Source organism: Thermosynechococcus sp. QKsg1, from assembly GCF_031586415.1.
GTDB lineage: Bacteria > Cyanobacteriota > Cyanobacteriia > Thermosynechococcales > Thermosynechococcaceae > Thermosynechococcus.
In genome coordinates, this window is sequence record NZ_CP134200.1 from 2,643,088 (window position 1) to 2,657,882 (window position 14,795).

General features: G+C 54.3%; 16 protein-coding genes and 1 pseudogene. 8 read left to right on the forward strand and 9 right to left on the reverse strand.

Going from position 1 to position 14,795, the window contains the following annotated elements; translation table 11 throughout:
* The first annotated feature begins 13 nt into the window (after nucleotides 1-13).
* Both RHP47_RS12925 and RHP47_RS12930 read left to right on the forward strand, forming a co-directional pair.
* Nucleotides 14-913: a vitamin K epoxide reductase family protein gene (locus tag RHP47_RS12925; protein ID WP_286626026.1), complete on the forward strand. Its 900-nt coding sequence runs from the start codon at nucleotides 14-16 to the stop codon at nucleotides 911-913.
* Between the two features lie 55 nt (nucleotides 914-968).
* Nucleotides 969-1,739: a winged helix-turn-helix domain-containing protein gene (locus RHP47_RS12930; RefSeq protein WP_149821522.1), complete on the forward strand. Its 771-nt coding sequence runs from the start codon at nucleotides 969-971 to the stop codon at nucleotides 1,737-1,739.
* On the opposite strand, the gene RHP47_RS12935 is transcribed toward RHP47_RS12930, so the two are convergent.
* The 3 genes from RHP47_RS12935 to RHP47_RS12945 are packed head-to-tail and all read right to left on the reverse strand — an operon-like array spanning nucleotide 1,705 to nucleotide 3,121.
* A complete protein-coding gene (locus tag RHP47_RS12935; protein WP_286626027.1) occupies nucleotides 1,705-1,914 on the reverse strand; it encodes a hypothetical protein in 210 nt (69 codons plus the stop codon). The genes RHP47_RS12930 and RHP47_RS12935 overlap by 35 nt on opposite strands.
* Before the next feature lies 1 nt (nucleotide 1,915).
* Nucleotides 1,916-2,776 (reverse strand): shikimate dehydrogenase, encoded by an 861-nt coding sequence (locus RHP47_RS12940; RefSeq protein WP_310840690.1) that lies wholly within the window; start codon nucleotides 2,774-2,776, stop codon nucleotides 1,916-1,918.
* A 6-nt stretch (nucleotides 2,777-2,782) separates the two neighbouring features.
* Nucleotides 2,783-3,121 carry a P-II family nitrogen regulator gene (locus RHP47_RS12945; protein ID WP_206200518.1) on the reverse strand — a complete coding sequence of 113 codons (339 nt, stop codon included), beginning with the start codon at nucleotides 3,119-3,121 and terminating at the stop codon, nucleotides 2,783-2,785.
* A 177-nt stretch (nucleotides 3,122-3,298) separates the two neighbouring features.
* Here RHP47_RS12945 and rph point away from each other — a divergent pair, with 177 nt between their 5' ends.
* The 4 genes from rph (at nucleotide 3,299) to RHP47_RS12965 (ending at nucleotide 7,576) form a co-directional block, all read left to right on the forward strand.
* Nucleotides 3,299-4,027 (forward strand): ribonuclease PH, encoded by a 729-nt coding sequence (rph, locus tag RHP47_RS12950; RefSeq protein ID WP_149821531.1) that lies wholly within the window; start codon nucleotides 3,299-3,301, stop codon nucleotides 4,025-4,027.
* Nucleotides 4,020-4,631 carry a hypothetical protein gene (locus RHP47_RS12955; RefSeq protein WP_149821533.1) on the forward strand — a complete coding sequence of 204 codons (612 nt, stop codon included), beginning with the start codon at nucleotides 4,020-4,022 and terminating at the stop codon, nucleotides 4,629-4,631. The genes rph and RHP47_RS12955 overlap by 8 nt, the downstream gene beginning before the upstream one ends.
* Nucleotides 4,632-4,803: 172 nt before the next feature.
* Nucleotides 4,804-6,333, forward strand: coding sequence for a YifB family Mg chelatase-like AAA ATPase (locus RHP47_RS12960; RefSeq protein ID WP_310840692.1), 1,530 nt, complete (start codon nucleotides 4,804-4,806; stop codon nucleotides 6,331-6,333).
* Nucleotides 6,287-7,576 carry an ABC transporter substrate-binding protein gene (locus RHP47_RS12965; protein WP_226971974.1) on the forward strand — a complete coding sequence of 430 codons (1,290 nt, stop codon included), beginning with the start codon at nucleotides 6,287-6,289 and terminating at the stop codon, nucleotides 7,574-7,576. Before RHP47_RS12960 ends, RHP47_RS12965 begins: the two co-directional genes overlap by 47 nt.
* Here the strand turns inward: RHP47_RS12965 and hpnH are convergent.
* Entirely contained in the window at nucleotides 7,573-8,583 is a 1,011-nt protein-coding gene (gene hpnH, locus RHP47_RS12970) for an adenosyl-hopene transferase HpnH (RefSeq protein WP_149821539.1), read from the reverse strand. The genes RHP47_RS12965 and hpnH overlap by 4 nt on opposite strands.
* A gap of 532 nt (nucleotides 8,584-9,115) precedes the next feature.
* Here hpnH and RHP47_RS12975 point away from each other — a divergent pair.
* Nucleotides 9,116-11,104, forward strand: coding sequence for an Rne/Rng family ribonuclease (locus RHP47_RS12975; protein ID WP_286626031.1), 1,989 nt, complete (start codon nucleotides 9,116-9,118; stop codon nucleotides 11,102-11,104).
* A gap of 8 nt (nucleotides 11,105-11,112) precedes the next feature.
* Complete coding sequence (locus RHP47_RS12980) at nucleotides 11,113-11,997, forward strand: glutaminase (RefSeq protein ID WP_149821543.1); 885 nt, start codon at nucleotides 11,113-11,115, stop codon at nucleotides 11,995-11,997.
* Here RHP47_RS12980 and RHP47_RS12985 read toward each other — a convergent pair.
* The 5 genes and pseudogenes from RHP47_RS12985 to rpmH form a co-directional block, all read right to left on the reverse strand.
* Nucleotides 11,944-12,480, reverse strand: a complete 537-nt coding sequence (locus tag RHP47_RS12985) for a R3H domain-containing nucleic acid-binding protein (protein WP_286626032.1) — start codon at nucleotides 12,478-12,480, stop codon at nucleotides 11,944-11,946. The two genes, RHP47_RS12980 and RHP47_RS12985, sit on opposite strands and share 54 nt — an antisense overlap.
* Nucleotides 12,481-12,488: 8 nt before the next feature.
* Nucleotides 12,489-13,694, reverse strand: coding sequence for a membrane protein insertase YidC (gene yidC, locus RHP47_RS12990; RefSeq protein ID WP_149821547.1), 1,206 nt, complete (start codon nucleotides 13,692-13,694; stop codon nucleotides 12,489-12,491).
* A 47-nt stretch (nucleotides 13,695-13,741) separates the two neighbouring features.
* Complete coding sequence (locus RHP47_RS12995) at nucleotides 13,742-14,137, reverse strand: PH domain-containing protein (protein WP_225901724.1); 396 nt, start codon at nucleotides 14,135-14,137, stop codon at nucleotides 13,742-13,744.
* A 72-nt stretch (nucleotides 14,138-14,209) separates the two neighbouring features.
* Nucleotides 14,210-14,479: pseudogene (rnpA, locus tag RHP47_RS13000) on the reverse strand (ribonuclease P protein component); the annotation flags it as partial.
* The gene (gene rpmH / locus RHP47_RS13005; RefSeq protein ID WP_099799755.1) at nucleotides 14,479-14,616 is read right to left on the reverse strand and encodes a 50S ribosomal protein L34; all 138 of its coding nucleotides are present in this window, start codon (nucleotides 14,614-14,616) and stop codon (nucleotides 14,479-14,481) included. The pseudogene rnpA and the gene rpmH, both read right to left, overlap by 1 nt.
* Between the last annotated feature and the right edge of the window lie 179 nt (nucleotides 14,617-14,795).

Genomic DNA, 14,795 nt, shown 5'->3' on the forward strand with positions numbered 1-14,795 from the left:
CGGAGGCTCACCTATGGTTCGACGACGCTCCACCCCTTGGATTCATCGTTGGTCACGGTGGTTGATTGGCGGGGTTGCCCTCGCTGGCATGGTGGTGACCGCTTACCTGACGATCGCCAAGCTGACCAATCAAGAGGTCACTTGTCCCACCGATGGCTGTGACATTGTCCTCAATAGTCCTTGGGCAACCGTGTTTGGTATTCCCCTCTCCCTCATTGGCTTTGTCGCCTACACGGGAATGCTGTCGTTGGCGGCCCTGCCCCTGTTGTTGAACCAGCCGCAGCAAAAAGAACTCCGCCGCAATGCTGAAAACACCACTTGGCTTTTGCTCTTTCTGGGGGCAACGGCCATGGCCAGCTTCAGCAGTTACCTCATGTATATCTTGGTTACAGAGATTAAGGCCACTTGTCCCTATTGCATTGCCTCAGCCGTCTTTAGCTTTACATTTTTAATCTTGACGATTATTGGTCGTGAATGGAGCGATCGCGGCCAACTCTTTTTCAATGGCGTGATTACTGTTGTGATTACGCTGGTGGCCGTCTTTGGCATCTATAATGCCCGCATGGCTAACCCTGAGGGTCCTGGCATCCCCATCGTCAATACCTCAGGTGCGGCGGAAATGGCCCTTGCTCGCCATCTCACCCAAGTGGGAGCGGTTATGTATGGTGCCTATTGGTGTAGCCACTGCCACGATCAAAAGGAACTCTTTGGTAAGCAGGCAGTACGGGAACTCAACTATGTTGAATGTGACCCCAATGGTGCCAATCCCCAAGTGGAACGCTGCCGTGCCAAGGGAATTCAGGGCTATCCCACATGGGAAATCAACGATCAGCTTTACTCCGGCACGCGATCGCTAAGCGAACTCAGTCAACTCAGCCAATACACAGGCCCGATGAACTTCAAGAACCAATAGGGGCAAGGAACGGCAGTGATAGAATGAAGCCAACCGGGCACTACGCAGGTTTTTTATGCTTTCTATTGATACAGTCGCCGAACCCGCCAAGGCTCCTTTTGCCACACCACCTGCCCTTGCCAACATTTTAGTGGTTGAAGATGAAGACCTGATTCGGGAAACCCTTGTCCTTGCTTTGCAGGAGGAAGGCTACCATACCCTTGTGGCCAGTGATGGTTATGAGGCTCTCAATCTCATTAATACCTATCTCTTGACGGATACTAATCCTGAAAAGGCAGAGGTGAATTTGATCATCCTAGATGTCATGCTGCCGGGCATCAATGGATTAGACCTATGCCGCTTAATTCGCCGTGAAGGCTGTACAGTTCCCATTCTCATGATCAGTGCCAAAGGCAGTGAAATTGATCGAGTGGTTGGCCTTGAAATTGGTGCCGATGACTACTTGGCCAAGCCCTTTGGCATGCGGGAGATGCTGGCGCGCTGTCGTGCCCTATTACGGCGGACGCAAATTCAACAGGCTACGGTGCCAACGGTTCTGCGCTTTCGCGATCTCTGCCTCTATCCCCAAGAATGCCGCGTAACCCTGCGGGGCGAGGAAATCAATCTCTCCCCCAAAGAATACAAACTGCTTGAGCTATTTATGCGCCACCCCCGCCGTGTTTGGCCACGGGAGCAGTTATTGGATCAGGTGTGGGGGCATGACTTTATTGGTGATAGCAAAACCGTTGATGTCCACATCCGCTGGCTGCGGGAGAAAATTGAAACCGACCCTAGCCATCCCCAGTACATTCTTACGGTGCGGGGTTTTGGTTATCGTTTTGGTTGAGCCTCAGTAAAACAATCCCCATCAAAGCTGCCGGTAAAAAGAGCAGTAAAGTAATTAGCCCCAAATTTGGCGGCAGGGGATAGAGGGGGGCAATAAATTTAATCCCTAGGGAAATCAACAGTGACACAAGGAAAATCACCGATAACCACGTCAGTTCTGACAGCCAAGGTGTCATGTTATTTCTCCCTCCCTAGGGCAGTTTCAAGGGCAGTGGCCATGATGGCAGTAGGTGCGGGTTGGCCAATCCAGTACTCCAAGGCTGCGGCTCCCTGATGGAGAAGCATGGCAAGGCCGTCGAAGGTTTGCAGTCCCCGTGCCATCGCTAATTGCAAAAGAAGGGTGGGGCGAGGTTTGTAGATGAGGTCATAGACAATGGCGGTGGCGGGCAATTTTGCCAAATCCTCGGCTGTGAGGGGGGTGGCGCTAGTATGGGGACTCATGCCAATGGGGGTGGTATTGACCACAAGGCTAACGTTCTCCAAACAAGTGGCCCGCTCTGACCATGGGAGGGGATGGAGCGTGATCTGTGGCCAACTGGCAACAAAGGCCTCTAGCCGTTCCCCTTGGCGACCACTGATATAGATCTGCCGACAGCCCAAGTCATAACAGGCAGTGACCACGGCTCGCGCGGCACCCCCATAGCCCAAGACTAAAACGGCAATCTCTGACCACGGGTAGGACTGTTGCCGCAGTGGTGCCAAGAAACCATGCACATCGGTATTGGTACCCACCCATCCCTTTTCACTGCGATAGACAGTGTTGACTGCCCCCACCTGCTGTGCGAAGTCGCTGACATCCGCCAAATAGGGAAGGATGGTTTCTTTGTGGGGAATGGTGACATTAAAGCCAACGACATTCAGGGCATCGAGGCCAGCGATCGCCACCCCCAACTGCTGTGACTTCACCCCAAAGGGCACATAGACATAGTTCAACCCCAAATGCTCCAGCGCGGCATTGTGCATTGCCGGTGAGAGGGTGTGGGCAATCGGGTCGCCAATCACCCCCAGAAGCTGGGTGTGGCCAGAGATCTTCGGCATCCGCTCCTAGACTGCCTCGTGATCTTTTTCGCTGGTGCGGATGCGAATGACCTGCTCAACGGGCGTCACAAAAATTTTGCCGTCGCCAATTTCCCCCGTGCGGGCAGCCTCAATAATTTTCGCCACGACCATGTCTACTTGACTGTCTTCAACGACAATCTCAATTTTTAACTTTTGTAAAAATTCCACCGTGTATTCTGAACCACGGTACCGTTCCGTTTGCCCCTTTTGCCGCCCAAAGCCGCGTACTTCGGAGACGGTCATGCCGACAATACCCGCATTGACAAGGGCGATCTTGACTTCATCCAGCTTGAAGGGACGAATAATGGCTTCTACCTTTTTCAATGTCAAACTCCTTCTTTATGGCAACGGGCTAATCTTTATTTAGCATTGGCAAAAGAGTATAGCGTGTAGCAATAACTACATTATCTCCAATCCTCGGGCGATCGCCCAATGGCAAGGTCTCGCGCTGGCTCCAGAAAATAAGCTCTAATAGGGAAGGAGATTAAGAGGGGATCAAGCATGGGGTGGCAGCGACCCGATGGCCGTCAACCACAGGAATTGCGATCGCACCAGTTTCAGCGGCATTTCACCCAATTTGCCTTAGGATCGGTACTCGCCCAAGCGGGGCAAACGCAGGTGTTGTGCACTGTTAGTCTCAAGGAAGGCGTACCCAAGTTTTTAGAAGGCACAGGCCAAGGCTGGCTGACAGCGGAGTACCGCATGCTACCCAGTGCAACGCGGCCACGGCAAGAGCGAGAATTTCTCAAACTCTCTGGGCGCACCCAAGAAATTCAACGCCTGATTGGTCGCAGCTTACGCTCGGCCTTGAACCTATCCCTATTGGGAGAGCGCACACTGATTGTGGATGCCGATGTGCTCCAAGCCGATGCTGGCACGCGATCGCTAGCGATTACAGGGGGCTACATTGCCCTTGTGGATGCCCTTAGTGCCCTACTTCAGCAAGGGGTACTCAGTGAATCTCCCCTGTGTCATCAGGTGGCCGCAGTCTCCGTGGGGCTGATTGATGGTGACCCCTATTTGGATTTGAGCTACGCTGAGGATGTGGCGGCCAGTGTGGACTTCAATGTCGTGATGACGGCCAATGGTCAGTTCATTGAGGTTCAAGGTACAGCAGAGATCGGTTCCTTTGATCGGCCAACCCTCGATCGCCTTCTCGATGTCGCCAGCCAAGGGATTCAAGAACTCATTGAGATTCAACAGCACGTCTTAGCCGCAAGCTATGAGTGAGCAGGCCATTTACCTCGGACACATCGTCAAGTCCAACTCCCACTGCGATTATGTGGCGCAACTGGTGGATCGCTTGGATGTGCCCCACCCCCCCGCCCCAGAAGACTATGGCTTTGGTCGTTTTGTCAAGCTCGAGGATGAGCAGCGCCACTGGGCGGTTGGCGTCATTTACAATTCCCAACTATTCAATCCCCAGTTTCCTCCAATCAGCCCCCGCCTCACCACCAATGCCGACACCTTTCTCAGTCCAGATTTGGTCAGTGAAACCCGTACACTGCTGTGGATTGCCCTCATTGGTCATTTGGTGACTACTGAGGATCGCCTCTATGGCCAGCAGGGGATACCAAGGCTCGTGGTACCAGTAAATACCCCTGTTTGGCAGCTGACAAGCGCAGAGGTGCTTGCCTTCCATCGCAGTGCCCAAGGCCAAGCTCAGTTTCGCTACTATGCCCATTTGTTGCGCTCAACGGGAAATTATGCTGCACCCTTGTTGGGGCAAATTCTGGAAACCATTACGCCACTGTTCAGTGGAACTGAACGGCGATCGCTCGAAATTATCAACAAAGAGTTGGCTTGGCGGCATACCTTAGGGAGTTTGCGCTAAGACTGGACACAGAAATTGGGGTTTTGCAAATAAACTTCATGAAAAATCCTATGCAATGGTGACAAATTAGCGATACATCTGCTAAGGTCATTAAGTGTGTGAGGAGCGAACCAGTTAAGGGCACCGAGACGAAACACGGCCAGTCGTCGGTGCTCTTTCTGATTTTGAGGCTATGCTGGCACGGGTTTGGAGTGCTGCCGTTCTAGGAATTGACGCGATTCCCGTCGGTGTCGAAGTAGATGTTTCTGGCGGCTTACCGGGGATTGTGGTGGTGGGCCTGCCTGATGCGGGTGTGCAAGAGGCACGGGAGCGCGTTAAGGCGGCGATTCGCAATGCCGGTTTTAGCTTCCCAATGCGGCGCATTGTCGTTAATCTCACCCCCGCCGATTTACGTAAGGAAGGCCCCAGCTTTGATCTCCCCATTAGCATTGGCATCCTAGCCGCTTCAGGACAGGTTTCAACGGATTTACTCGGCGATCATCTCTTTCTCGGCGAAGTGTCCCTTGATGGCACGTTACAACCCGTGGCCGGGGTACTGGCGATCGCCGTTGCCGCGCAAGCCCAAGGCATGACCGGTCTCGTGGTGCCCATGGCCAATGTGACGGAAGCAGCGGTGGTGCAGGGGCTCAAGGTCTATGGTTGCCACACCCTTGCCGAAGTCGCAGCCTTTTTGAATGACCCCAGCTCGCGATCGCCAGCAGCCAATTCTCTGAGTTACCATGCTCCACCCTCTCCCCGTTTTAGCCTCGACCTCAAGGACGTGAAGGGGCAGTATCAAGCGCGGCGTGCCCTCGAAATTGCGGCTGCGGGCGGGCACAATCTCATCTTTGTCGGGCCACCGGGGAGTGGTAAAACGATGTTGGCGCGGCGGTTACCCACAATCTTGCCACCCTTGACCTTTGAGGAAGCCCTTGAAGTCACCAAAATTCACTCCGTGGCTGGACTGCTCAAAGAACGCGGCCAATTGCTCCAAGAACCCCCTTTTCGGAGTCCTCACCACTCTGCCTCTGGCCCTGCCCTTGTGGGGGGTGGCAGTTATCCGCGCCCCGGCGAAATCTCCCTTGCCCATCGGGGGGTGCTCTTTCTTGATGAATTAACGGAATTCAAGCGGGATGTGTTGGAGTTTCTGCGGCAGCCCCTTGAGGATGGCCAAGTCACCATTGCCCGCACCCGCCAATCCGTCGTTTTCCCGGCGCAATTTACCCTCGTGGCCAGCACCAATCCCTGCCCCTGTGGTTACTATGGCGATCCAGTGCAACCCTGTACCTGCTCGCCGCGCCAACGGCAACAGTATTGGGCAAAGCTCTCTGGCCCCCTGCTGGATCGCATTGATCTGCAAGTGAGTGTCAGCCGCCTCAAGCCCGAAGAAATGACCCGCCAAACCCTAGGGGAAGATTCAGCCACGGTACGGCAGCGGGTCTTGGCGGCACGCCAACGCGCCCAACAGCGATTCGCTCAAGAACCCACTCTCCACTGCAACGCCCAAATGCAAAGCCGCCATCTGCGCCAGTGGTGTCGTTTGGATGAGGCTTCGACTAATCTCTTAGAACGGGCGATCGCCCAACTGGGACTCTCAGCGCGAGCCACAGACCGTATCCTAAAAGTAGCCCGTACCATTGCTGATCTGGCCGACTGTGAAACGATTGCCGCTGCCCATGTGGCCGAAGCCATTCAATACCGCACGATTGATCGTCTGCAATAGACGCGGCTGGTTCGCACTCCTACTGGGTTTCTTAGCCCTACTGCTCATCGGCTGTACAACGGCAACCCAATCCGCGAAGCCCATTGAACTGATTTTCTGGCATGGGGTCAACCCACCCCCCAACCGCGTGATCCTCCAGCGTCTTGTGGATCGCTTCAACGCCCGCCATCCCCAGATTCATGTCCAAGCTCTCTACGTTGGCCAACCCGACCAGCAGTTACCGAAAATTCTGGCCGCAGTGGTGGGCAATGCCGCACCAGATCTGCTCTGGTATAACCCCACGATCACGGGGCAGTTTGTTGATCTGGGTGCTTTGCGTCCCCTTGATGACTGGTGGCAAGCTTCCCCCTACCGCGATCAAGTTAGTCCTGCCCTGATACCAACAATGCGCTACGGCAACCATTACTGGTCTATTCCCTTTGCCACCAACAACCTTGGAATTTTTTATCGTCCCAGTTTATTGGCTGCCGCTGGTGTGAAAACACTACCCAGCACATGGCAGGAATTAGAGCAGGTCAGCCAAACCCTAAAGGCACAGGGCATCACCCCGCTACTCCTTGCCCTTGGCCAAGGGGAATTTGCCGTCTTTACTTGGTTGCCCTTTTTTTGGAGTGCGGGTGGCAGTCTCGGAGACACACCAGAAAGCGCCCACATTGACACACCCCCCGCGATCGCGGCTCTTGACTTTTGGCAACGTCTGCGGCAGGAGGGCTTAGCGACACTCTCTGCCCCGGAACGTGGTTATGAACTGGATCAATTGATTCGTGGCGAGGTGGCGATGCAAATTACAGGGCCTTGGACGTTGGCGCAACTCCAACAGTCGGGGGTGGATTTTGGCGTTCTACCCATGCCTGCCCTCAAAACCGCCGCAACCGCACTGGGGGGCGAAAATCTCTTTGTCTTTCGCTCAACACCGCAACGGGAAGAGGCTGCTCTAGCCTTTTTGGACTACGTTCTCAGTGAAGAATTTCAAACGGAGTGGGCTTTGGGCACAGGGTATTTGCCCGTGAATGAACGGGTGCGTACCAACGATCGCTATCAGGCCTTTGTGGCACAGCAACCCGCGCTTCGTGTTTTTCTAGATCAGATGGCCGCTGCTCAGGCACGTCCCAACTTCCGTGGTTATACCCGCTTTTCCCAAACCCTTGGGCGAGCGATCGAAAGCGTTCTCCTTGGCAAATCAACCCCGCAAGCCGCAGCAGAAACCGCAGAGCAACGTTGGCAACTGATGCGCCCGCGTTAGAAGAGACTGCCCGCCGCCTTGACCATATTGGCTGGGTTAAAGGCATCCATGGCAGCAGTGGCCTCATAACCACAGTGCACCATGCAGTCACGGCACTTGGGATTGCCACTTTTGTGGCCATACTTCTCCCACTCCGTATTTTCAATCAGTTCCTTCCAAGTCTTGTAATGCCCTTCATTGAGGAGATAGCAGGGTTTCTGCCAACCCAACACACTATAGCTGGGCATGCCCCAAGGGGTACACTCATAGTCCTTTTCACCCACAAGGAAATCAAGGAACAGGGGATTGTGGTTAAAGTTCCACTTCTTCTGACCCGCACGGTAGGGGGCAAGGATTTCACGGAAGAGGGCACGGGTTTGCTCCCGCTTGAGGAAGTGCTCCTGATCCGGTGCCCACTCATAGGCGTAGCCCGGCGAGATCATCATGCCATCCACCCCTAGGGAACTCACGAAATCAAAGAATTCCTGCATTTCCTTAGGATCCACCCCTTCAAAAATTGTCGTATTGGTGGTGACACGGAAGCCCTTGGCTTTAGCCGCTTTAATCGCTTTCACCGCAATATCAAAGACCCCTTTGCGATCCACGCATTTGTCGTGCCACTCCCGCAGACCATCGAGGTGAACGCTGAAGCTAAAGTAGGGGGAGGGCTTGAATTTGTGGAGATTTTCCTCGAGAAGAATTCCATTAGTGCACAGGTAAACAAACTTCCGCCGTGCCACCAAGCCACTGACAATTTCATCAATTTGCGGGTGCAGCAGGGGTTCCCCACCGGGAATGGCAACAATCGGTGCACCACATTCTTCAACGGCGCGGAAGCATTCCTCTGGGGTGAGATATTTGCGCAGGACTTCAAGGGGATGCTGAATTTTACCGCAGCCCGAGCAGGCTAGATTACAGCGAAAGAGAGGCTCAAGCATCAAGGTGAGGGGAAAGCGCTTTTTGCCCTGTAGGCGTTGTGAGATGATATAGGTCGCGACTTCCACTGCCTGCTTGATGTGGACTCCCATGGGCAATTCTCCTCAATGTGGCTAATTTTCTAGCCAAGACGCTTAATAGATGTTTATAGTTGTAGCAGCTTTGTGGGCGATCGCCAAAGTGTCCTATCAGGTTTGCAAAGTGGCACACTATGCTCGTGCTCACGAGGGTAGCGGCAGCGACAGTGAAAATTTTTGCAAAATCCCCTAGCCAATCTTGACAGAGATACCTATAATCAGAGACCATTAGAGGTACTGTAGAAAAATCCCTTTTGCTTAACCTCCATAGCCTAAGAGACCAAAGGTTAAGCATAGACTTTCATCAAGGCTGGCATGGGGTGACATCTTTTCCTTCTGCAAGTCGTGCAGAGCTTTTTAGGTATCACCAGAGTTGCGTTCCGCGTTCCAATGCCAACCCACCTCTACAGGAACCCTTTTCCCAACCATCTTAAAGCCAAACTTGCACACGTCCCTTACAGGGGCAAGAGTGGCTCAACACTGTGCTAGATGCCTTTAGCCAATTCATGCTGACGTTTGTTTTGTTAAGAAATTCTAAGGATAATGAATGCCTAAGCAAATTATTATTGCCGAGGAACATCGGCTAGCGGCGGTCTTTGCCGAAGATCAAATTCAAGAATTGATTGTGGCCACGGGAACCCATCAGGTGGGGGACATCTACCTTGGGGTGGTTGAAAATGTCCTACCGGGCATTGATGCTGCCTTTGTCAACTTGGGGGATGCCTCCCGTAATGGCTTTATCCATGTCACTGACCTTGGCCCATTGCGCCTGAAGCGAACGGCTGGAGCAATCACGGAATTGCTCGCACCGCAGCAAAAAGTGCTGGTTCAGGTCATGAAGGAACCCACGGGCACCAAGGGGCCACGGCTGACCGGAAATATTTCGTTGCCCGGACGCTATCTCGTGCTGATGCCCTATGGTCGGGGGGTGAATCTATCGCGACGGATTACCAATGAAGCGGAACGGCATCGGCTACGTGCCTTGGGCATTTTGGTCAAACCCGCTGGCATGGGGCTACTAGTGCGCACAGAGGCCGAGGGTGTCTCCGAAGAGGCCATTCTTGAGGATTTGGAACTCCTGCAACGGCAGTGGGAAACGATCCAACAGCAGGCGGCCTCCAGCCGTCCTCCCCAGCTTCTGGGGCGCGATGATGACTTTATCCAAAAAGTCTTGCGGGATGTCTATAGCAGTGATGTCAACCGCATTGTGGTGGATACGCCCGATGGGGTCAAACGGGTCAAACAGCACCTGAAAAACTGGAATGTCAATAAGCCGGTGGGGGTTCTCATTGACTATCACCAAGAACCCATTCCCATTTTGGATTACTTTCGGGTGAATGCTGCCATTCGTGAGGCCCTGAAACCCCGTGTGGATTTGCCCTCCGGTGGCTATATCATCATTCAACCGACAGAGGCACTGACGGTCATTGATGTGAACTCCGGTTCATTCACCAGTTCAGCCACCTCGCGGGAAACAGTGCTGTGGACAAACTGCGAAGCGGCTACGGAGATTGCTCGCCAACTGCGACTGCGCAATATTGCTGGCGTGATCATTGTGGATTTTATTGACATGGATTCCCGCCGCGACCAGTTGCAACTGCTGGAGCACTTTAGTAAAGCCCTGCGTGCTGATAAAGCTCGCCCCCAAATTGCTCAACTTTCAGAACTGGGGCTGGTGGAACTGACCCGCAAACGCCAAGGGCAAAATATCTATGAACTTTTTGGCCGTCCCTGTAGTGCCTGTGGGGGCTTGGGTCACTTGGTGCATTTACCCGGTGAACCGGAGGATAGCCCCGGCGAAATTGTCGAGCGATCGCCCATGCCGCGTCCACCGGAGCCACGCCGCAGTTTAGAATCCCGCACTGAACCCAATGGCTTTGCCAGTAGCAGCCTAGAGACCCAACTCATTAACCACCCTGACTATCAAGCGGTGGGGGGTATTCGCCCGCGTGCTTCCCGCAGTAGTCATCCACCAGCCCCACGCAGTCCTCGCCGTGCCTCTGAAAATGGCAATGGCCGCAAGGTGATTACCACGCCTACAGAAACGGCGCCGCCGCCAGTGGTCAAAGTGGAGAGCCGTCCGCCGCGCCCTGCCCGTCTTGGCCGCTCTGAACCAGCGGAGGTGATTACCGTAACAATGACGGATCAAGAGCAGGCAGTCTATGCGGAAATGGGAATTTCACCCCTTGTGCTGCACTCTGAAGAGGTGAAGAATCCGCGGGGAACGATTGTGATGGTGGCACGCCCCGGCCAAGACCCCCTACCCCTGCCCCAGAAAACTGCACGACCCGTCAGTGAGGGAATGCCTGAGGATATCCCAGAGACTGCTGATGAGCCGCCCTCCTCTGTGGTTAGCACGATTAATGTCGAGCCGATTGCGGCCACCACGCTGCTCAATACCAGTGAGTCAGAAGTCACGACCGAGTCTGAATCCGGCGGGGAAGCATCCACTCCAGAGGCCTCCGTGCCCGCAGGTCGGCGGCGGCGGCGACGGGTCACCACTAGCGAGCAGCTCTCCCTCGATGCCAATACTTAGGCTCAGCAATGTTGGGGGATCTAGACCCTGCCCTCATCCAAGAGTGGCTCAAGGCTGCATCGGCAGAACTTCCTCAGGGGGAACCCCTTCAACGGCTACCGCGGGTGGGGTCTGAAGCCTTTGCCTTTGCCCTTGTTACCCCAAAGCACCAGTTTACCCTTGGGCGTTCCAATTTGCGCTTTCCCTTAATGAGCGCAATTAAGCCCTTCTTGCTGCTGTATGCCTTAACGCTGTGGCAGGAGCAGGTGTGGACGTGGGTGGGACAGCGCCCCTCAGATTACCCCTATAACTCTGTGTTGCAGTTAACCCTTGATCAGGGGTGGCCGCGCAATCCCATGATTAATAGTGGAGCGATCGCCCTTGCTAGCCAATTGGCTCATGTTGGCGGTGTTGCGGTCTTTCAGACTTGGCTCAATGAGTGTGCGGGTACGCAGTTGCAGGTGGATCAAGAGGTGTTAGCAGCCGTTTATCGCCATCCCAACTGGCAAAATCGCACCCTTGCCCACTTTTTAGTGGAGTCTGGACGCATTGCCGATGCCGGGGTTGCCCTTGAGATCTACAATCAGGTGTGCTGTTTCCAAGGAACGATTGAGGAAGTGGCGCGCTTGGGTCTCCTGTTGGCACTGCCCCATGACAAGGTGAGCGATCGCCATCGTCAGCAGGTGAATGTGCTTATGCTCACCTGTGGCCTCTACGAGGACTCCCCCCGCTATGCCCTAGAGATTGGCTTGCCTGTGAAATCGGGTGTCAGCGGTGTGATTTTGGCCATTGTGCCGCGACAGGGGGCGATCGCCTGCTACAGCCCACCCCTTGATCCCAGTGGCAACTCGATTTTAGGTCTATACCTGCTCCAGCGCATCAGCCGCCACTTCGGCCTCAGTCCCTTGAGCTAACTGCACCACCAAGCGGCGATCCGGTTCCTCTCCATAACTAAAGGTTTCAAGGCGATCGCTCTCTACCTTAATGAGGCTGTGAACGACACGCCGCTCTGCCGCTGACAGGGAGCGAATTTCAACGGGTTTACCGGTGTCGAGGACTTGGGCAGCCACCTGATGGGCAATCTCCTGCAACTGGCGATAACGGGCGCGGCGATAGCCCGCCAATTCTAGGGTAAAAGCCGTTTGCTCCTGCCGCGATCGCCCCAAATTCAACGTGGCATTGAGCAGATATTGCAACGCATCGAGAGCTTGGGCATTGTTGGCCAGCAGGGATTCAATTTGCGCAGCACTCAGGGACTGGCGATCGATCTCTAGCCAGTGCCCCGGCACCACACCTGCCAACGGAGACTCGACCACAGAAACGGTTGTCTTAAAGCCTGCTAGAGCAAGTGCCTGTTCCAGCCACGCACACCCCGCAGCAATTGGATCAGCGGTCATGCCTCCCCTCAACTTGATGGATGACGCTTGGCTTTAGTGGCCTTGGCACTTTTAGCCCCCTTGCCCTCAAAGGGAAGAGCCGCCCGATTTTTAATGGCTTCAGCCCGCTCCTGCTCCTCCACGAGTTTCTGCAGGTTCTCTGGCAGCGGCTCCTGTTGAAGAATAAAGGTCTGCACCGTCTGGAAGATGTTGGCGATTAGCATATAGAGCAGCACCCCTGCCGGCAATGGGAAAAAGAGAAACATCCCAGAGAAGATGATCGGTGTCAATTGATTCACGGTTTGCTGCTGCGGGTTATTGCTGCTGCCTTGGCCAGAGAGCAACTGGTTGACGTAGAGACTGACGCCAAAGCCAAGGATCATGATCAGGATATCCCAGTGGATCGCGCCCCAATTAAACTGGCGTGTGCCATCGGGCAGCGTGATGAAGAGTTCCCCTTGATCAATGGCACCCACATGGCCAAGGGCAGAGATAAAGAGGAAACCTTTATCCGCCGCAATCCCCGGAATCGTTCCCTGAACCGTTACATCACCGGCTTGCAGGGCTTGCAGATGCCCCTCACTGTCAATGGTTGCCCGCTCTTGACCGCGAATAATTTGCCACTTGGGTTGCAGGTGACTATTGGGATAGGCGGCGGCCAGTTCACTAAAGGGTTTCCCCTCCTTGGTTTGGAATTGGAGATCCACCGTTTGACCCACTGGAATCTTGGTACCGCTGGGAACCACCGCCTGAATGGGGAAGTGGATGCCCTCATCAACGTAGATATTTTGCGGCTTAGTGGCAAAGGGCTGGGCTAAGACAGTTTGATCAGGAGGAACAATTTGCAGGTTGAGCTGGTAATTCACATCAGCAAAGGGTGATCCGCGGAGCGTGGCAAAGAGAGCAAAGAGAATCGGTAACTGCAATAGCAGAGGAAAACACCCCGCCAAGGGATTACCAAACTCCCTATAGACCTCTGCCATTGCCTTTTGCTGTTCGGCAGGATTATCCTTGTATTTCTGTTGGATTTCCTGCATCCGTTTTTGCATGATCGGCTGCACCACTTTCATGCGCCGCATATTGCGAATGGATCCCGCACTGAGGGGATAGACGGCAAAGCGCACCACCAGTGTCAGCGCCACAATCGCAAGGCCATAGCTGGGCACAATCCCATAGAAAAAGTCAAGGATTGGCAGCATGACATTGTTGGAGAGGAAACCGATACCAAAATCCATGGAATCCTGCAATTAGGGGTGAACAGTTAACAGAACTATCTTAGGTCTTAAGAACCAATCGCGCCACTGACACTTTTGGCAGCGGGACTCAATTTGGCAGAAATATAGTCATAAATTTCACGGAAGCGGGGGACAGCGCGCATTTCTAAGCGGCTACCATCTTTGAGAGTGACGACCATATCACCGTAGGCGCCCCAGCCGCGAGGAACGGTGACGACTTTGGTGATTTCGCTATAAATGACATCGGAGCGATCGCGCCCCATCCAGCCGCCAATCACCGTAATCCGCCGATTTGTAATGCGGTAGCGCAGCCAAAGGGCACGGACAATGGCACCAACGGTAAGGGGCAGACAAATCACCGTTAGCCCCAACAGTAAGTTGATCACCAAGTCACCCCAATGGGGACCGCCTTCGTAGAAAACGTCTTCGGAAATTCCCGGCATCGTCAGTACCCCTGCTTTGGCCATTAACTGCGTCAATTCAGCGCGACAGTCCTCGTCACTCACTTTTAGTGCCGCCTGACGCACTACCACAATCATATCCCACCCTGCGGCGATCTGCGGTAAGAGTGGGTGGATCACCCGTCGCCATTGCCGCTTCAAACGGTTGCGATCAACGGCTCGCTTACTCACCTTTTTACTGACCACAATGCCCAGCCGTGGTGCTGCCTTGACGGCTTGGGGCGCCAGCCAAAGAACGGCCAGTTTGCCGTGGTGGGCAGTTTTGTGTTGATAGACGCGGTCAAAATCATGGCGATCGCGCAGGCGATGTTGAGGAGGCAACACTAGACGGCCAGCCGTGCCCGCCCTTTACGCCGCCGTGCCTTAATCACGTTCTGACCGGATTTGGTACGCATGCGCGCCCGGAACCCAGAGGTGCGTTTACGTTTGCGGACAGTGCCGCCCAGTGTACGTTGCGTCATGGCTGTTGCAGTTATGATGGTTGATCAGAAAAAACACTGCCCCAAGGGGCACGCCCTAGTCAGTCGTTAGAGCGATCTACAATCGTATCACTTCCCGTGAGGCAGCGGTAGCCCTGCAGGGCTATTGCCGTCTTGGTCGTGTTGCCTATCATTGCTCACATCCTACGGACGAGGTTTGC